This is a genomic window from Otariodibacter sp. (assembly GCF_029256985.1).
Lineage (GTDB): Bacteria > Pseudomonadota > Gammaproteobacteria > Enterobacterales > Pasteurellaceae > Otariodibacter.
This window is the reverse complement of sequence record NZ_JARIDQ010000052.1, coordinates 1-19,607: the sequence shown is the minus strand read 5'-3', so window position 1 is coordinate 19,607 and position 19,607 is coordinate 1. Positions and strand designations below refer to the sequence as shown.

General features: G+C 36.4%; 15 protein-coding genes. 6 read left to right on the top strand and 9 right to left on the bottom strand.

Annotation, left to right across the window (positions count from 1 at the left end):
• The coding region (gene purL, locus Q1J40_RS05590; protein ID WP_301099065.1) for a phosphoribosylformylglycinamidine synthase at positions 1 to 3,539 on the bottom strand (3,539 nt) is incomplete at its 3' end.
• Between the two features lie 371 nt (positions 3,540 to 3,910).
• Between purL and Q1J40_RS05585 the strand changes: the two genes are divergently transcribed.
• A complete protein-coding gene (locus tag Q1J40_RS05585) occupies positions 3,911 to 4,510 on the top strand; it encodes a YagU family protein (protein ID WP_301099064.1) in 600 nt (199 codons plus the stop codon).
• A gap of 74 nt (positions 4,511 to 4,584) precedes the next feature.
• Here the strand turns inward: Q1J40_RS05585 and lpxB are convergent, their stop codons facing one another.
• Positions 4,585 to 5,784 (bottom strand): lipid-A-disaccharide synthase, encoded by a 1,200-nt coding sequence (gene lpxB, locus Q1J40_RS05580; protein WP_301099063.1) that lies wholly within the window; start codon positions 5,782 to 5,784, stop codon positions 4,585 to 4,587.
• 148 nt (positions 5,785 to 5,932) lie between these two features.
• The gene (gene asd / locus Q1J40_RS05575) at positions 5,933 to 7,048 is read right to left on the bottom strand and encodes an aspartate-semialdehyde dehydrogenase (RefSeq protein WP_301099062.1); all 1,116 of its coding nucleotides are present in this window, start codon (positions 7,046 to 7,048) and stop codon (positions 5,933 to 5,935) included.
• A 320-nt stretch (positions 7,049 to 7,368) separates the two neighbouring features.
• Here asd and ptsH point away from each other — a divergent pair, with 320 nt between their 5' ends.
• From ptsH to Q1J40_RS05550, 5 genes are all read left to right on the top strand, one after another.
• Positions 7,369 to 7,626 carry a phosphocarrier protein Hpr gene (gene ptsH, locus Q1J40_RS05570; RefSeq protein WP_301099061.1) on the top strand — a complete coding sequence of 86 codons (258 nt, stop codon included), beginning with the start codon at positions 7,369 to 7,371 and terminating at the stop codon, positions 7,624 to 7,626.
• 117 nt (positions 7,627 to 7,743) lie between these two features.
• Positions 7,744 to 9,465, top strand: a complete 1,722-nt coding sequence (gene ptsI / locus Q1J40_RS05565) for a phosphoenolpyruvate-protein phosphotransferase PtsI (RefSeq protein ID WP_301099060.1) — start codon at positions 7,744 to 7,746, stop codon at positions 9,463 to 9,465.
• A gap of 77 nt (positions 9,466 to 9,542) precedes the next feature.
• Entirely contained in the window at positions 9,543 to 10,046 is a 504-nt protein-coding gene (crr, locus tag Q1J40_RS05560; RefSeq protein WP_301099059.1) for a PTS glucose transporter subunit IIA, read from the top strand.
• A gap of 160 nt (positions 10,047 to 10,206) precedes the next feature.
• Positions 10,207 to 11,640: a tRNA (N6-isopentenyl adenosine(37)-C2)-methylthiotransferase MiaB gene (miaB, locus tag Q1J40_RS05555; protein ID WP_301099058.1), complete on the top strand. Its 1,434-nt coding sequence runs from the start codon at positions 10,207 to 10,209 to the stop codon at positions 11,638 to 11,640.
• A gap of 61 nt (positions 11,641 to 11,701) precedes the next feature.
• Positions 11,702 to 12,364: a trimeric intracellular cation channel family protein gene (locus Q1J40_RS05550; RefSeq protein ID WP_301099057.1), complete on the top strand. Its 663-nt coding sequence runs from the start codon at positions 11,702 to 11,704 to the stop codon at positions 12,362 to 12,364.
• 35 nt (positions 12,365 to 12,399) lie between these two features.
• On the opposite strand, the gene Q1J40_RS05545 is transcribed toward Q1J40_RS05550, so the two are convergent.
• The 6 genes from Q1J40_RS05545 to rfbB form a co-directional block, all read right to left on the bottom strand.
• The gene (locus Q1J40_RS05545; RefSeq protein WP_301099056.1) at positions 12,400 to 13,359 is read right to left on the bottom strand and encodes a DUF3298 domain-containing protein; all 960 of its coding nucleotides are present in this window, start codon (positions 13,357 to 13,359) and stop codon (positions 12,400 to 12,402) included.
• Between the two features lie 54 nt (positions 13,360 to 13,413).
• Complete coding sequence (rpoD, locus tag Q1J40_RS05540) at positions 13,414 to 15,294, bottom strand: RNA polymerase sigma factor RpoD (RefSeq protein WP_301099055.1); 1,881 nt, start codon at positions 15,292 to 15,294, stop codon at positions 13,414 to 13,416.
• 92 nt (positions 15,295 to 15,386) lie between these two features.
• Positions 15,387 to 17,141 (bottom strand): DNA primase, encoded by a 1,755-nt coding sequence (gene dnaG / locus Q1J40_RS05535; RefSeq protein WP_301099054.1) that lies wholly within the window; start codon positions 17,139 to 17,141, stop codon positions 15,387 to 15,389.
• A gap of 164 nt (positions 17,142 to 17,305) precedes the next feature.
• Positions 17,306 to 17,521: a 30S ribosomal protein S21 gene (gene rpsU / locus Q1J40_RS05530; protein ID WP_121124374.1), complete on the bottom strand. Its 216-nt coding sequence runs from the start codon at positions 17,519 to 17,521 to the stop codon at positions 17,306 to 17,308.
• 121 nt (positions 17,522 to 17,642) lie between these two features.
• Complete coding sequence (gene rfbA, locus Q1J40_RS05525; protein WP_301099053.1) at positions 17,643 to 18,512, bottom strand: glucose-1-phosphate thymidylyltransferase RfbA; 870 nt, start codon at positions 18,510 to 18,512, stop codon at positions 17,643 to 17,645.
• Positions 18,509 to 19,603 (bottom strand): dTDP-glucose 4,6-dehydratase, encoded by a 1,095-nt coding sequence (gene rfbB / locus Q1J40_RS05520; RefSeq protein WP_301099066.1) that lies wholly within the window; start codon positions 19,601 to 19,603, stop codon positions 18,509 to 18,511. Before rfbB ends, rfbA begins: the two co-directional genes overlap by 4 nt.
• Positions 19,604 to 19,607 lie beyond the last annotated feature (4 nt).

The following is a 19,607-nucleotide window of genomic DNA, read 5'->3' as shown; positions in this document are numbered from 1 at the left end:
GTTTCGTTGATACGTACTAAGCCAACACGAGCTTCAAAACGCTCTGATTTGTTGCGAACAAAGCGAGGCCAGTTTTCTGTACCCGGAATAATTTCAGCAAGGTTAGATACCATTTGGCAACCATTACATACACCAAGAGCCAATGTATTTGGATTCGCGAAGAATTGACTAAATTGATCACGTAGCATTGGGTTGAATAAAATGGATTTCGCCCAACCACCGCCTGCACCGAGTACGTCTCCATAAGAGAACCCACCACAAGCGACTAACGCATTAAAGTCTTTTAAGTGTTGTCTGCCTGCCATTAAATCGCTCATATGTACATCAATCGCATTAAAGCCTGCACGGTCGAAAGCGGCTGCCATTTCATAATGGCTGTTTACCCCTTGTTCACGCAAGATTGCAACTGTTGGTTTTACTCCTTTATTGATATAAGGAGCGGTAATGTCTTCATTGATATCGTAAGTTAAGTGTGCAGATAATCCTTTGTTATTTGGATCTTTCTTGGTTGCAAATTCTTGGTCGGCACATTCTGGGTTATCACGTAAGCGTTGCATTTGGTGAGTTAATTCTGCCCAAATTCCACGTAATTCAGAACGTTTTTCTGTTAAGAGCTTGCGAGTACCGCGAGTAATTTCAAAGCGATCTTCATCAATCACTGCGCCTAATTCTTTAGTCACTGAAAGTAAGTTGTGTGCTTGTAGAATTTCACGCACATTATTAAATTCGCTGTCGGCAATTTGAATTACTGCACCCAATTCTTCATTGAATAGTACCGCAAGATCGTCATCGCCTAATGCACTGATATCCACTTCCACACCACAATTTCCTGCGAATGCCATTTCAGCAAGGGTAGTGATTAAACCACCATCAGAACGGTCGTGGTAAGCGAGTAATTTTTGTTGTGCCACTAAGGCTTGCATTGCATTAAAGAAGTTTTTCAAGGTTTCAACATTCACCACATCCGCTGGTTTGTCGCCTAATTGTTTGTAAACTTGTGCTAATGCGGTTGCACCTAAGCGGTTTTTACCTTCGCCTAAGTCGATTAATAATAAGCGAGTTGCCCCTTTGTCTGTACGAAGTTGCGGAGTAACGGTTTTACGCACATCTTCTACACGAGCAAAGGCTGTGATAACTAATGAAAGTGGTGCAGTTACTGCTTTTTGTTCGCCATTTTCTTCCCAAGTGGTACGCATTGACATTGAGTCTTTACCCACTGGAATAGTAATGCCAAGTGTAGGACAAAGTTCTTCCCCAACGGCTTTTACTGCTTCATATAAACCAGCATCTTCTCCATCGTGTCCTGCCGCTGACATCCAGTTTGCAGAAAGTTTAATACGTTTGATATCGCCAATATCTGTTGCAGCAATATTAGTGATCGATTCAGCTACCGCTAAACGAGCAGATGCGCCAAAGTCGAGTAATGCCACAGGTGCACGTTCGCCCATTGACATCGCTTCACCGTGGTAAGTGTCTAAACTTGCCGTGGTTACAGCACAGTCTGCCACAGGGATTTGCCAAGGACCGACCATTTGGTCACGAGCCACCATTGCGGTAACAGAGCGGTCACCAATAGTAATTAAGAAGGTTTTTTCTGCCACAACCGGTAAACGTAATACACGATGAAGGGCATCTTTTAATTGAATACCATCTTGTGCAAGCGGTGAGTTCGTTACAGTTTTTGACGAAACATCACGATGCATTTTAGGTGTTTTGCCGAGTAATACATTCATCGGTAAATCGATCGGTTTATTGTGGAAATGATCGTCTGCTAAGGTTAGATGTTTTTCTTCGGTTGCTTCGCCGATCACCGCAAATGGCGCACGTTCACGCTCACATAATGCAGTAAACAGATCTAATTTGTCTGGTGAAACGGCTAATACATAGCGTTCTTGTGATTCATTACACCAAATTTCTAATGGCGACATCCCTTTTTCATCAGATAAGATTTTGCGTAAATCGAATTTACCACCACGATCGCCATCGTGTACTAATTCTGGCATTGCGTTAGATAGGCCACCTGCACCCACATCGTGAATAAAGAGGATAGGGTTTTCGTCGCCTAATTGCCAACAACGGTCGATCACTTCTTGGCAACGACGTTCCATTTCTGGATTTTCACGTTGCACAGAGGCGAAGTCTAAATCTTCTTTAGATTTACCTGATGCCATAGAAGAGGCAGCTCCACCACCTAAACCGATATTCATTGCAGGCCCGCCCAGTACGATTAATTTCGCACCGACTGGGATTTCACCTTTTTGTACGTGTTCTGCACGAATATTCCCAATACCACCAGCTAACATAATTGGTTTATGGTAACCACGCACTTCTTCGCCCGCAAAGCTATTCACTTTTTCTTCATAGGTACGGAAGTAACCAAGTAATGCAGGGCGACCAAATTCATTATTAAATGCTGCACCACCGAGAGGACCTTCGATCATAATATCTAAAGCAGAGGCAATACGATTTGGTTTAGAAAGCGGGCCTTCCCAAGGTTGTTCAAAATTCGGGATCACTAGATTAGATACGGAGAACCCTGTTAAACCAGCTTTCGGTTTTGCACCACGACCTGTTGCTCCTTCATCACGAATTTCACCACCAGAACCTGTTGCAGCACCCGGGAATGGTGAAATGGCAGTAGGGTGGTTGTGTGTTTCAACTTTCATTAAGATGTGTGCATCTTCTTGATGATAGCGATATTGTCCATCTTGATCAGGGAAGAAACGACCGACTGTTGAGCCTTCCATTACGGCAGCATTATCTTTATAAGCAGATAAAACGTGATCTGGTGTTTTTTCGAAGGTGTTTTTAATCATCTTAAATAATGATTTATCTTGTTGTTTACCATCGATTGTCCAGTCTGCATTAAAGATTTTATGGCGACAATGTTCAGAGTTTGCTTGAGCGAACATATAGAGTTCGATATCGTTTGGATTGCGTCCTAGTGCAGTAAAGTTTTCAACTAAATAATCAATTTCATCTTCTGCTAAGGCTAAACCTAATTCCACATTTGCAGCTACTAAGGCTTCACGACCACCTTTTAATACGTCAACTGTTGTGAAAGGTTTTGGTTCGTGTTGAGCAAATAAATGACTGCCTTGTTCTACGCTATCTAACACAGTTTCAAGCATTCTATCGTGTAATAAGCCTTTAAGTGTTTCTAGCTGATCTTCCGTTGGTTTTGCAGTAAATTCAAAATAGTAAGCTAAACCACGTTCAATACGGTTTACTTCATTTAATCCACAATTATGTGCAATATCGGTCGCTTTAGATGACCAAGATGAAATTGTGCCAACACGAGGGGTAACAATTAAGCAAAAACCAACAGGATCGTGTTCTGCAAGGGTTGGGCCATAATGCAATAAGGCACTTAATTTTTCTTCTTGTGCTGTTGCAAGCGGTGAGTTTAAGTCAGCAAAATGCAAATATTCTGCATACACCGATTTGATTGGCAGTTGGTGTTGTTGAAATTTTTGTGCCAGTTGATTTAAACGAAATTCTGATAAAGCAGGTGATCCACGGAAAGTTTTTACTGTCATTGTTTGTTCCATAAAAGAAATAAAAAAATTTTGGGCTAATTATAACGGATTAAGCAAACGTTTGCATTCAAAATAGCAAAGTTGATTTTAAGGTTTATTTTATGAACTTATAATTTGCAAGTAGCTTATTATAGAAACAGGCTCATTCAATTTTAATATAATTATTTTTATCAATTTTTAACATTTTTTAAATATAAATTTATTAATCGTAATGCTTTTATAACATTTTATTCATAAAGAAAAGTTTTATTAAAAACTGCTTGAATTTTTTATACAAAGAATCCAAAATGTTATCGTTTTATTGCTAGCTATTTTGGGTTATCAAATAAGACTAAATGATTTATTGTAATTTGTTATTTTAAGGATGTTGTATGAATATATTTGAACAAACGAATCCCTCGCGTCGTCGCTATGGTTTAGCCGTGTTTGTTGGAATTATCGCTGGTCTTATTTCAGCGTTTGTTAAATGGGGCGCAGAACACCCATTTCCACCACGTAGCCCTTTAGATTTATTTACTGCAGCTTGTCAAGATCCTTCACAAGCTTTAGAAGTGTGTTCACGTGCATTTTTAAATCCACCACATGTTTTCTTACGTGATTACATTGGAATCGATCCTACACAAGCTGTGTTTACATTTGCTGATCATGGTTTTGATTGGATTGGTGTAACTCATATTACATTCTCATTAGTATTTGCAATTGCATACTGTGTGGTTGCAGAACGTTTCCCTAAAGTAAAATTTTGGCAAGGTATTGGTGCAGGTTTAATTGCAGACGTTTGTGTGCATTACATTACTTTCCCTTTAATGGGCTTAACTCCACCAGTAGCAGATTGGCCTTTATATGAACACATTTCAGAATTAGTTGGACATATTTTCTGGTTCTGGACTATTGAGGTTATTCGTCGTGATTTACGTAATAGAATTACTCATGAACCAGATGCAGAAGTTGAATTAACTACGTCAAGATAAATTAAAAGACTTGTTAAGACGTGTAGCACCCTACGAGACTATTTTTGTAGGGTGTTTTTTTATTTTTATGATTCTTAAATTTGCGTATTAGATTCATTTAATAAATCGATAACTGCTTGTGCTGCTTGTGCATCAGCATTACATTGAATTTTTTGATGTAATTGAATAAAGGATTGTTTTAATTCATTTTTCAGTAATACATTTTCAGGTTTATCAGAAAGATAAACATCCAGCTTTTCAGCTAAATTTTCAGGCGTACATTCTTCTTGAATTAACTCAGGGACAAGCGGTGAGTTTGCTAATAAATTTGGTAAAGAAATATAATCTGTTTTGACTAATTTCTTGGCGAGCCAATGGGTTGTATTTTTCATTTTGTAACCCACTACCATTGGTGATTTGCATAACATCGCTTCTAGAGCTGCCGTTCCCGAGGCTAATAGTGTCGCTTCTGCGATAGTCATTGCTGATCGAGCCTGTCCTTTTAAAATAATCATTTCAAGCTCAGGAGCAATTTTTTGCTTAATCGCTTCAAATTGGGCGATTCGTTTATCATTGACGAGAGGCACTAGGAATTTTAATTCTGGATAACGCTGTTTCAGCAATAAGGCAGTTTGTAAGAAAGGTTCCGCTAAGAACTCCACTTCACTAGTACGACTACCAACTAAAATTGCCATATAACGTTGTGTTTCATCAAGTTGCAATAATTGACAAGCTTCTGCACGATTAGGCTTTAATGCAATTGCATCTGCCATTGTATGTCCAATAAAGCGACAAGGCACATTAAACTTATCATAAAATGCTTTTTCAAAAGGAAGAAAAGCGAGAACTAAATTTGTAGCTCGTGCAATTTTGTGGACTCGATTTTGACGCCATGCCCATACAGAAGGGCTAACATAATGGATCGTTTTGATCTCATTGGCTTTTAATTTCTCTTCAATACTAATATTGAAATCAGGCGCATCAATACCGATAAAAATATCAGGTTTTAATTCTAGCATTGTATTAATGACTTGCTTGCGACGTTGCAATAATCGAGGCAGATGCTTAACGACTTCGGCTAACCCCATGACTGCAATATCTTCCATATCAAATAATGATTCACAACCCGCAGCTAACATTTTAGGTCCTGCAACCCCGATAAATTTTGCATTAGGGTAGTGGATTTTGAGTGCATTGATTAGACCTTCTCCCAAAATATCACCAGAGATTTCACCTGCTACGATAGCAATAGTTGGCGTATTTTGATAAGGTGTTGTTTGTTCTTGATGTGTCATAAATCCCTTAAGTTAGAGTATAAACTAATAGGTTATTATAACCTGTTTAGTGATTAAATTGAGAATTAACAGGAAGAACAAAGAACAAGCGGTCAGATTTTTACAAAATTTTGCAAGGATCTTACCGCTTGATAGAGGAAATTATTTATTATTTGACTAATTGGACTAAAATACGGCGAACAGGTTCTGCTGCTCCCCACAATAGTTGGTCGCCAACAGTGAATGCTGCCAAATATTCTGGCCCCATTGCTAATTTACGTAAACGTCCAACTGGTACGCTTAATGTCCCAGTCACTTTTGCTGGAGTAAGTTCACGCAATGTTGTTTCTTTATCGTTTGGGATCACTTTTACCCATTCATTATGGTTTGCGATAATTTGTTCGATTTCTTCTAATGGTAAATCTTTTTTCAGTTTAATCGTAAACGCTTGGCTGTGGCAACGTAATGACCCAATACGTACACATAAACCATCAACTGCGATTGGATTATCACTTAGTCCAAGAATTTTATTGGTTTCTGCATAACCTTTCCATTCTTCTTTTGTTTGTCCTGTTTCTGGTAAGAGCTTATCAATCCAAGGTATTAAACTACCTGCAAGAGGTGCACCAAAATTATCAGTTGGGAAGTTATCACTGCGCATTTCAGCAGCTACTTTACGTTCGATATCAAGAATAGAAGTAGCAGGATCGGTTAATTCAGCAGATACCGCGTTTTCTAATAACCCCATTTGTGCAACTAATTCACGCATATTTTTAGCGCCAGCACCTGATGCTGCTTGGTAGGTTGCCACTGAAACCCATTCCACTAAATCATGCTCAAATAACCCACCGATTGCCATTAGCATTAGGCTAACAGTACAGTTACCACCAACAAAGGTTTTAATACCGTTTTTTAATCCTTCATCAATCACATTTTGATTGACCGGATCAAGTACAATGATAGCATCATCTTTCATTCGTAAAGCAGAAGCTGCATCAATCCAGTAACCATTCCAGCCTGTTGCTTTTAATTTTGGATAAACTTCATTGGTATAATCACCACCTTGACAAGTTACGATAATATCTAATTTTTTTAGTTCCTCGATATCAAAGGCATTTTTAAGTTCGCCTGCATCTTTGCCGGCAAAGATTGGGGATTTTTGACCCGCTTGTGAAGTAGTGAAAAAGACAGGATTAATGTTGGTAAAATTATTTTCTTGGACCATACGATCCATTAAAACTGAACCCACCATTCCTCGCCATCCAACGAAACCGACATTTTGCATATCATTCTCCTGAAATATTAAGTTACGCTTGTGATAGAATGGATAAATACAAGATTTTAAAAATAAATGCAATTAAAATTTAAAGTATAAAAAGTATGCTCAATATAAAATAATTATTTTATTATGATAATCCAAATCAAAAATTTAGTTTTTTTGCTTAAAATAACTCCATTATGATAAGAATTGTTGTGTTTTAAAAATTTTTTTATCGTGTATTTCAAGACATTTTGTAGTAAAGTTACTCCGTTATATGTAGTTCTATCGTACTGCATAATTATACATTTAATTAAAATTTATATGATTCAAAAGAGGAATTTTTTATGTACTCAAAAGATGTCACAATTGTTGCACCAAATGGTTTACATACCCGTCCAGCTGCCGAGTTTGTTAAAGCAGCTAAAGGATTTACGTCAGATATTACAGTAACTTCTGGCGGTAAAAGTGCAAGTGCAAAAAGTTTGTTTAAATTACAAACATTAGGATTAACTCAAGGTACAGTAATTTCAATTTCTGCAGAAGGTGAAGATGAGCAAAAAGCTGTCGATTTTTTAGTTGATCTTATCCCAACACTAGAATAATTTTATTTTCCAATTTTCGACTTTGTTGTTATGTAGATGGAGTAAAAATTCATCTTTTGCAACGAAGTCGTTTATGCTTTAAGCATGAGTCTATTATTTTCAATCAAGGATTCAATTATGATTACTGGTATCGCAGCTTCTCCTGGCGTAGTGTTTGGTAAAGCACTTGTATTAAAAGATGAGCCAATCATTTTAAATACTCAAAAGATTACCCCAGACCAAGTTGAAGCAGAAAAAGCAAGATTTTTCACAGGAAGAGAAAAGGCAGTTGAACAATTAACCAAAATTAAAGAAAAAGCAAGACGTACTTTAGGTGAAGAAAAAGAGGCTATTTTTGAAGGTCATTTAATGATCTTGGAAGATGAAGAACTCGAAGAAGAAATTTTAGCTTATCTTAAAGAACATCTAGTTACTGCCGAAGTTGCAACAAATAAAGTAATTAATATGCAAGCCTCAATGCTTGCTGAAATTGATGATGAGTATTTGAAAGAACGTGCTGGTGATATGCGTGATATTGGTAATCGTTTGATTCGTAATATATTGAATATGCATATTGTTGATCTTGGTGATATTAAAGAAGAATCTATTTTAGTTGCCTATGATTTAACACCGTCAGAAACGGCTCAACTTAATTTAGATAAAGTTCTTGGTTTTATTACTGATATTGGTGGTAGAACTTCGCATACTTCCATCATGGCTCGTTCGTTGGAATTACCAGCAATTGTTGGGACAAACAATATTACTAAAAAAGTGAAAACAGGTGATTTGATTATTTTAGATGCAACCAATAATCAAATTCATATTAATCCTTCAGAAGAACAGATTAACAAATTTAAAGCCCAGCAAGAAAAAGAAGCAAGTGAAAAAGCTGAGTTAGCAAAATTAAAAGAATTACCTGCAGAAACTGTAGATGGTCATCGTATCGAAGTTGTTGGAAATATCGGTACAATTCGTGATGTAAATGGTGTACTTCGCAATGGTGGTGAAGGGGTTGGTTTGTATCGTACAGAGTTTCTATTTATGGATCGTAGTGCTTTACCTAGTGAAGAAGAACAATTCGAAGCTTATAAAGAAGTAGTTGAAGCAATGGAAGGTAAGGTTGTTATTCTTAGAACGATGGATATTGGTGGAGATAAAGAATTACCCTATATGAATTTCCCGAAAGAGATGAATCCATTTTTAGGTTGGCGAGCTGTCCGTATTGGTTTAACTCGTCGTGAAATTCTAAATACTCAATTACGTGCAGTATTAAGAGCATCAGCTTTTGGTAAACTTGCGGTAATGTTCCCGATGATTATTTCAGTAGAAGAAATTCGTGAATTAAAAAGCATTATTAATGAATTAAAAGCAGAATTACGTTCAGAAGGAGTTGCTTTTGATGAAAACATTCAAGTAGGTGTAATGGTAGAAACTCCATCAGCTGCTGTTAATGCTCATCATCTTGCGAAAGAAGTTGATTTCTTTAGTATTGGAACGAACGATTTAACACAATATACATTAGCGGTTGATCGTGGTAATGAAATGATTGCACATATGTATAATCCAATGTCACCATCAGTATTAAACTTAATTAAACAAGTGATTGATGCTTCTCATGCTGAAGGTAAATGGACTGGAATGTGTGGAGAACTTGCTGGTGATAGCCGAGCTACTGCTTTATTGCTAGGAATGGGACTAGATGAATTTAGTATGAGTGGAATTTCTGTACCTCATATTAAGAAATTGGTGCGTAGTGTAAATTATGCGGATGCGAAAAAACTTGCTGAGGAAGCTCTAAAGCAGCCAACAGCTGCAGATATTGAAAAATTAGTTAATGAGTTCTATCAAAAACTTAACTAATTAGTAGATACAAAAACAAAATTCTCGTATAAAATATAGAATTATTTTGTTCATTTAATATAATGGAGATTTGAATTATGGGTTTCTTAGATAAACTTTTTGGTGGCAAAAAAGATGTGGCATCAAAAGAAGTAAAGATTTATGCCCCGCTCTCAGGTGAAATTGTTAATATTGAAGATGTTCCAGATGTTGTTTTCTCAGAAAAAATAGTGGGTGATGGCATTGCTATTCGTCCAAATGGAGATTCAATTGCTGCTCCGGTTAACGGAACAATTGGTAAAATTTTTGAAACAAATCATGCATTTTCTATTGAATCAGATGAAGGTATTGAATTATTTGTTCACTTTGGTATTGATACTGTTGAGCTAAAAGGTGAAGGTTTTGCTCGTGTTGCAGAAGAAGGCCAAAAAGTTAAAGTTGGTGATCCAATCATTAAATTTGATTTAGCATTACTTGAAACCAAAGCAAAATCAATTCTTACACCTGTTGTCATTTCTAATATGGATGAAATTTCTAATCTTCATAAAGAATCTGGTGAAGTGATTCAGGGTGAAAGCGTAGTGTTAACTTTATTTAAATAATTCAATCTGTATTGTGTGTAGGGAACCACGCATTGTCGTGGTTTCTGTTTCCTATAGCCATTCAGTATTCAAACGAGTAGAATGACACATCTACAAACGTAAAGGATTTCATTTTACGTTTAACTTTTTAACTTTGATTTCCTTATTACCTATTTATACTATGACACAAAAATTACATATAAAAACGTGGGGCTGCCAAATGAATGAGTATGACTCATCAAAAATGGCAGATTTGCTTAATAGCACACATGGTTTTGAACTTACAGAGAATGCTGAAGAAGCTGATGTCTTGCTATTAAATACTTGCTCGATTCGTGAAAAAGCACAAGAAAAAGTATTCCACCAACTTGGGCGTTGGAAGAATTTTAAAAAGAATAAACCAAATTTAGTTATTGGTGTTGGAGGATGTGTTGCATCTCAAGAGGGAGAACATATTCGTCATCGTGCGCCATTTGTTGATATTGTTTTTGGACCACAAACACTTCATCGTTTGCCAGAAATGATTAATCGTATTCGTGGTGATCGTACTGCTCCAATTGTGGATATAAGTTTCCCTGAAATTGAAAAGTTTGACCGCTTGCCTGAACCAAGAGCCGAAGGACCGACAGCTTTCGTTTCAATTATGGAAGGTTGTAATAAATACTGTTCATTCTGTGTTGTGCCTTATACACGTGGTGAAGAGGTAAGTCGCCCAGTTGATGATATTCTATTTGAAATTGCTCAGTTAGCCGCTCAAGGTGTGCGTGAAGTGAATTTATTAGGGCAAAATGTGAATGCTTATCGTGGTGAAACATTTGATGGAGAGATTTGCTCATTCGCTGAATTATTACGCTTAGTGGCAGCCATTGATGGTATCGATCGTTTACGCTTCACAACAAGTCATCCAATTGAATTTACAGATGATATTATAGAGGTTTATCGAGATACACCGGAATTAGTTAGTTTTTTACATTTACCGATTCAAAGTGGTTCTGATCGTGTATTAACTATGATGAAACGTAATCATACAGCATTAGAATATAAAGCGATCATTCGTAAATTACGAGCGGTGCGTCCAAATATTCAAATTAGCTCAGATTTTATTGTGGGATTCCCTGGTGAAACGGATGCTGACTTTGAGCAAACAATGAAAGTGATCGAACAAGTCAATTTTGATATGAGCTTTAGCTTTATTTATTCTGCTCGCCCCGGTACACCTGCTTCTGATTTACCTGATGATGTAAGCGAAGATGAGAAAAAAGAACGTCTTTATCGTTTACAACAACGTATTAATAATCAAGCAATGCAATTTAGCCGTGCGATGTTAGGTACTGAACAGCGTATTTTAGTTGAAGGGCCTTCCAAGAAAGATTTAATGGAATTAACAGGACGTACGGAAACTAACCGTATTGTTAACTTCCAAGGTTCACCAGATATGATTGGTAAATTTGTTGATGTAAAAATTACCGATGTATATACCAATTCTCTGCGTGGTGAGGTTGTACGTACAGAAGATCAAATGGGATTACGTATTGTAGAATCTCCACAAAGTGTTATTGAACGTACACGAAAAGAAGATGAATTGGGTGTAGGTAAGTTCATAGTAAATTTGTAAAATAATATTTGAATCTGACCGCTTGTATAAGACAAGCGGTCTTTTTATATAGGAAGATTTAGTGTTGCTTTTTGTTCTCTATATTATCGGTATTACTGCTGAGGCGATTACAGGTGCATTAGCAGCAGGTAGGGAAAAAATGGATATGTTTGGTGTCATCATTATTGCTTCAGTCACAGCAATTGGTGGCGGATCTGTCCGTGATGTTTTACTTGGACATTATCCATTAGGTTGGGTTGCTCACCCTGAGTATTTTTTAATTGTTGCTATAGCAGCTGTTTTTACTATGTTTATTGCTCCTTTTTTGGGATATTTCCGCACCATATTTTTAGTATTAGATGCGTTAGGCTTAATCGTCTTTTCTATTATCGGGGCACAAGTGGCATTAAATATGGGATATGGATTAGTGATAGCAATCATTGCTGCAGTTATTACAGGTGCTTTTGGCGGTGTCCTTCGAGATCTATTATGTAATCGAATCCCATTAGTTTTTCAAAAAGAACTCTATGCCAGTATCGCTTGTTTATCGGCTTGTATTTATGTGGGCTTATTGGAAATTGGTATTTCTCAAAATATTGTTGTGATACTGACTCTTTTATCTGGTTTTAGTATTCGTTTACTAGCAATTCGTTTTAAACTGGGTTTACCTGTTTTTGAATTTGATGAAGCACAATATTTAGGAAAAGGCGATTTAGTTGATAGGTTGTCTAAAAAGAAGAAATGAGATTTAGCACTCATTTCTTCTTAAGTTCGTATCAATTAAAAAAATATAGAATTTGGATAGATATTAAATCCATCTTTTTTAGTACGTTGATAATCTGGTTTCAATAGTGCATTGATGTCAGAGAAATAAGCATGTAGTTCAATTGGACCTTCAGCAAATGGACCTAAAACATATACAGGATAAACAAAATTTATACCATTTTCTGTAAAGTAGAAATCTGAACTCAGTTCAAACTCATTTTTATCTGTCATAAATGTAGAGACTTGCCCACTTTCATCAGTATTTTCTGAAACATAATCTTGCCACAATATATTTTTAAGTTCCTCTTGCTTGCTTGGGTCAATTAAATCATCGAGTTGAATTACGGCTTTTTTATTTACATCAATATTAAGGTAACGTGTATAATTCATACCGTGGGCGCCACCAGTGTAACTGTCATAACTTTGAGTAAATGTGACAATATTTCCACGTTGACTTAAGTAATTGGTCATTTCTATTTCGCTTAGTCCAATAGGTCTAGAGTCTTTAGCATCATTGACAAAATTCTCATACATGGATGAAAACATATTAGTCACATTTTCGGTTGTAATAATTTTATCTCCAAGATCTTGATCTTCATCGGAATAATGATTAATAATTTCTTTAAGTAGTAAACTGTTTAACCACTCTACATTCGTGTTAGCTGTTGTTGCAAAAAGCTCAATTTGAGATTCATTGCGAGCAAATTCATCTTCAGAATCTGGTTTAAATTTAAGGTTTTCTGATTTATTAAAAAGCTCTGTTATTTCCACATTCAAAGCAGGAAATACATCTTGAGAATTTTCTACTTTGCTACTATTTTTTTCTGCTAATTCACTTTGAACCGCTTTTAATTCTGTTTCTAACTGTGTAATTTTTTGTTCAGCATCTGTTAGCTTTTGTGATAATTGTTGATCATCACAAGCAGATAGAATAAAAACAGATGTAACGAATATCGCTAACAATGATTTTTTCATTTGAGTGTCCTTAATATAAAAAAATCCCTCGTGAGAAATCACGAGGGAAATAAATTAATCATCTAAGAAACTTCTTAATGTTTCTGAACGGCTTGGATGTCTAAGTTTCCGTAATGCTTTTGCTTCAATTTGACGAATACGTTCTCGGGTAACATCAAATTGTTTACCGACTTCTTCTAAAGTATGATCAGTATTCATATCAATTCCAAAACGCATACGAAGGACTTTAGCCTCACGAGGAGTTAAACCTTCTAAGACTTCGTTAGTTGCTAAACGTAAACTTTCTGCTGTTGCAGAATCTAATGGCAACTCTAAAGTACCATCTTCTATGAAATCACCTAAATGTGAGTCATCATCATCACCTACCGGTGTTTCCATAGAAATTGGTTCTTTCGCAATTTTTAATACCTTACGAATTTTATCTTCAGGCATTCCCATTTTTTCTGCTAATTCCTCTGGTGTTGCATCACGTCCCATTTCTTGTAAACATTGACGAGAAATACGATTCAGTTTATTAATCGTTTCAATCATATGTACTGGGATACGAATTGTTCTTGCTTGGTCTGCAATAGAACGAGTGATTGCTTGACGAATCCACCAAGTTGCATAGGTTGAGAATTTATAACCACGACGATATTCAAATTTATCTACCGCTTTCATCAAACCGATATTTCCTTCTTGAATCAGATCGAGGAATTGTAAGCCACGGTTTGTATATTTTTTAGCAATAGAGATAACCAAACGTAAATTAGCTTCTACCATCTCTTTCTTCGCTCGGCGTGCTTTTAATTCGCCTTCAGAAATACGTCCACCAATTTCACGGATTTGGCTAATTGTTAGCCCAGAACGCTCTTCTAATTTAATTAAGTTTGCAATACTGAGACGAATATTATCTGAATAATCTGCTAATCTTGGTACACTGTTACGTTTTGCATTAATTGCTTTATCAATCCATGCATCAGATGTTTCATGACCTTGGAAAGCCTTGATAAAATCTGATTTTTTCATTTGAGCATACTCAACAGCATAGCGTTGAATTTTACGCTCTTCTGTACGTACTTGCTTCATCATTTGTTGCATAAAATCAACAAGTAGATCAAATTGCTTTGGTACAAGTCGGAATTCTCGGAAAACGTCAGATAACGCTTGAATATGTGCTTTTGATGTTTTATGTGTACGTCCATATTTTTGAATAGCAAGTAATGCTTTTTCGTGTTGTTCTCTCAATGCATAGAATTTTACACGTGCTAATTCAGGATCGATAGAATTATCATCAGATGAATCTGAATTACTATCATCATCATCATCTTCTTCTTCATCGCTATCATCAACATCTGTAACTGTTGTATTACTATCTTCATCGTCTAAGTCATCGATAATTTCTTCAAGTTCTACATTTTCTTCTTCTGCATTGGGATCAACAAAAGCGGTAACTAAATCTGATAAACGTAGAGTACCTTCTTCAACTTCAAGATAACGTGAAATAAAGTTTGTTAGTGCTTCAGGATATTCAGCAACAGCACATTGAACGATGTTAATTCCCTCTTCAATGCGTTTAGCAATATCAATTTCACCTTCTCTCGTTAACAATTCAACGGTCCCCATTTCTCGCATATACATACGAACAGGATCTGTTGTTCTACCTAATTCTGATTCAACAGTAGAAAGAACTTTCGCAGCTTCTTCTACAATATCTTCATCGGGAATATCTTCAGAAAGCATTAGATCATCAGCATCAGGAGCTACTTCTAGGACTTTGATACCCATATCATTGATCATTTGAATTATATCTTCAATTTGATCCGCATCGACAAGTTCTTCTGGCAAATGGTCATGGACTTCTGAAAGCGTCAAATAGCCTTGTTCTCGCCCTTGTGCGATAAGAAGCTCTAATTGAGATTGTTGTTCTTCTTCTAACTGAGATTGTTGTTCCATATTTTTATCCATTTCTGTGAGAACAAATAGTGACGAATTATATCACTATTTATTTATTATATGTAGATTTGCCAAAGTGTTAGAATCAATCTTTAGCTGTTTTTATTTTTAATAAGCTCTTGTAATATTGCTTTTTCTTCACGAGTTAGTGTTGCTTGTCTATCTTTAGCCTGTAGCTGTTCAATACTCTTATCAATCCACTTATTATAAAAAAAAGCTAAAGTATCTTTAAAAGTTGCTTCTATATTCTCTGGAGAGACTAGATGGTGCCAACTTGCTAAAATTTCAAGGTGTTTATAGTGAGGATTATCTCTTAAATGTTCTAGTAATCCTCCCATGGTTATCCCAATATTCTGATGACAAACCTCTACCAGTGATAAAAAAATAGGCATTCCTTTTTCATCAAGGGTCTTAAATAAACTAATTTCTTCATCAACAAAACTGGCTAAATCTGGATTTTGTAGCAATAACGCAATCAATAGACGCATTGGTGTGCGTTCTATTTTAGGGGTATTGATTCCATGGTTAGTTTTATGCGTTAGTTGATCTGGTAATAAGTTAGCAATTTGAGCTGGATCGATTAGCCCTAATTTTTGCCCCAAAATATTACGTAAATAGACACGAAGAATTTCACCCGGTATTTGTTTTATCAATGGCACTGCTAATGTAGCTAGTTTTGATTGTCCTTCTTTCGTTGATAGATCGACTTCCGCTAAGAGGGATTGAAATAGGAAATCACTCAATGTTATTGCTTTAGTTAAATATTCCTCAAATCCTTCTTTCCCTTGTTTTCGTACAAAAGAATCAGGATCCTCCCCATTAGGTAAGAAAATAAATTTTAATTGTCGCCCATCATATAAATGTGGAAGAGCATTCTCTAATGCTCGCCATGCAGCTTCTTTACCCGCACGATCTCCATCATAGCAACAAATTATTTGCTCTGTGCAACGGAACATTTGTTGAATTTGTTCACTGGTTGTTGCTGTACCTAAAGAGGCAACTGCATTATTCACATCATATTGTGCAAGTGCCACAACATCCATATAGCCTTCAACAACAAGTAATGATTCAGGAGATTCATTATGTTGTAGCACTTGGTATAAGCCATATAATTCATTACCTTTATGGTAAGTTGCGGATTCTGGCGAATTTAAATATTTCGGCTTTTCATCACCCATAACCCGACCACCAAAGGCTATCACTCGACCACGTTTATCACGAATAGGGAACATAATACGATTACGAAAACGATCGTAAGTATTACCGCGATCATTTTGCGATAGCATACCCGTATCAAGTAATTTCTGAATTTCTTCTCGATTTGTGCCAAATTTGCGTAGCACTGTATCCATTGCATTAGGAACGAAACCTATTTCAAACCGCTGAATAATTTCTGGAGAAAGTCCCCTTTTTGCTAAATATTGCTGACTTTCTTGATTCTGCTTTAGGTTTTGTTGATAGAATTTTGCAACCTCATCAAGTAATTCATATAGTGTGCGACGAGTTTTAAGGCTAACTGTAGAGGTATTATCTCTATGTGAATTGGTTTCTCTAGGAACCTCTAAATTATGCAGAGCAGCAAGTTCTTCAATAGCCTCTGGAAATTCTAGTTTGTCATATTCCATTAAAAAACTGATCGCATTACCATGAGCCCCACAACCAAAACAGTGATAAAACTGCTTAGTTTGACTTACGGTAAATGAAGGTGTTTTTTCATGATGGAATGGACAACAAGCTTGGTAATCTCTACCTGCTTTTTTCAACTTCACTCTGCTATTGATTAAATCAACAATATCTGTACGAGCAACGAGATCATCAATAAATGAGCGAGGTATAGAACCTTTCATTAGATATCTCCTTTACTGTAAGGCATTTAACTACAAGAAACCCAGATCGTTATTTTGCAAAATAAAGAAATAAACCGACCGCTTGAAAATAATAGAACTGCATAAACAAGGAAACCGTGATTCCATTCGGTTTCACGGCTTCAACTAAAAACGAAAAACGTTAATTAGTATAAACGAGTATTACGTGCGTTTTCACGAGCGTTACGTTTCGCATGACGTTTAGCTAAAGATGCTTTTTCACGTTTACGAACTGCTGCTGGTTTTTCATAGAATTCACGAGCACGAACTTCAGCTAAGATACCCGCTTTTTCGCAAGAGCGTTTGAAACGACGTAATGCAACGTCAAATGATTCATTTTCACGAACTTTAATTACTGGCATATGCCATCACCTCAGGATATATATATTGTTTAAATTAAGCTGCACAATCGGCGGCAGCATAGAACTAAAAAAGGTGCGTTATTCTACCTTAGAGAGTCGTGCAAGTAAAGTAGCAGAATGCTTATTTATTCGCATTTACCAGACGTAACAAATATTGTCCGTAATCAGTTTTCGCCATTGCCTGTCCTAATTGTTCAATTTGAGAATCATTAAGCCAACCATTTCGCCATGCAATTTCCTCTAAACAAGCAATTTGCAAATTTTGCACGTGTTCTATCGCTTTAACAAAAGAAGCAGCCTCATGTAAGCTCTCATGAGTGCCTGTATCTAACCAAGCGAACCCTCGCCCAAGTAATTGAACATTGAGCAAACCTAATTCAAGGTATTTTTGGTTTAAGGCTGTGATTTCTAACTCACCCCGTGCTGAAGGGGTAATTTGTTTAGATAATTCAACTACACGATGATCATAAAAATAAAGCCCAGTAACTGCCCAGTTTGATTTAGGGATAGAAGGCTTTTCTTCAATAGATAACGCTTTAAATTGTTGATCAAATTCTACCACACCAAATCGCTCAGGATCTTTTACTTGATAACAAAAAATTGTTGCTCCTTCTCGTTTTGCTGCATTTTGTAACATTGGGGTAAATGCTTGTCCATAAAAAATATTATCGCCTAAGACTAAACAAACATTATCACCTGCAATAAATTGTTCACCAATGATAAAGGCTTCAACAATACCTGTTGGTTGCGGTTGTACAGCATATTGAATATGGATGCCAAAATCTTCTCCTTCCCCTAATAAACGTTTAAAGTTATCCTGATCTTCGGGAGTGGTGATAATTAGAATATCTCGAATACCTGCAAGCATTAACACAGAAAGTGGATAATAGATCATCGGCTTATCATAAACAGGCAATAGCTGTTTGGACGTCCCCCGAGTTATCGGATAAAGGCGAGAGCCAGATCCACCGGCTAAAATAATCCCTTTCATATATTATCTACCCCTAATCGTTGTCCCGCATAGCGTTGTTCCAAAATAGGTTGCCACCAATGTGTATTTTCTAAATACCAATCTACTGTTTTTGCTAAACCCGTTTCAAATATTTCTTCAGGTTGCCAACCCAATTCTATTTTTATTTTTGAAGCATCAATAGCATAGCGTTTATCGTGACCGGGTCGGTCAGTAACAAATTGAATTAACGAGCTAAAATCCTCTATGTCTTTGATATAATCTGAGTAAGCGGTAAGTTTACCTTCTTTTTTTGCAATATTTAATAACTGGCAAATCGCTTGAACCACTTCGATATTGGTTTTTTCATTCCATCCACCAATATTATAGTGTTCTCCAATTTTACCTTGAGTTAAAACACGATAAAGCGCTTTTGCATGATCTTCCACAAACAGCCAATCTCGAATTTGATCGCCTTTGCCATAAATAGGTAAAGTTTTACCATGAAGAGCATTGAGAATCATTAATGGAATCAATTTTTCTGGAAATTGGAATGGACCATAATTATTAGAACAATTACTGATAACTACGGGTAAACCATAGGTTTCGCCCCAAGCTTGGACTAAATGATCACTTGCCGCTTTTGAGGCTGAATAAGGGCTATTAGGTGAATAAGCGGTCTGTTCCGTGAATAATTTTGCAGAATCCTCTAGATCCCCAAAGACTTCATCGGTAGAAATATGATGGAAGCGGAATTGCGATTTTTTTTCCGGTAGAAGTTGAGAATAATACTCTCGGCTAATTTCAAGTAATGTATAAGTACCGATAATATTGGTTTGAATAAAATCACTTGGCTTATCAATAGAACGATCAACATGGCTCTCAGCAGCAAGGTGCATTACAGCATCCGGTTGGTAGTGAGAAAATAGTTGAGCGATCTTTTCTCGATCGCAAATATCTACTTGCTCAAAATGATAGTTTGTATGATGCTGAATACTATCCAAAGAGGCTAAATTTCCTGCATAGGTCAATTTATCAATATTTACCACAGTGTGATGAGTATTCTGCAAAAGATAACGAATAACTGCCGAGCCAATGAACCCCGCTCCACCAGTGATGAAAATTGTATGCATAATA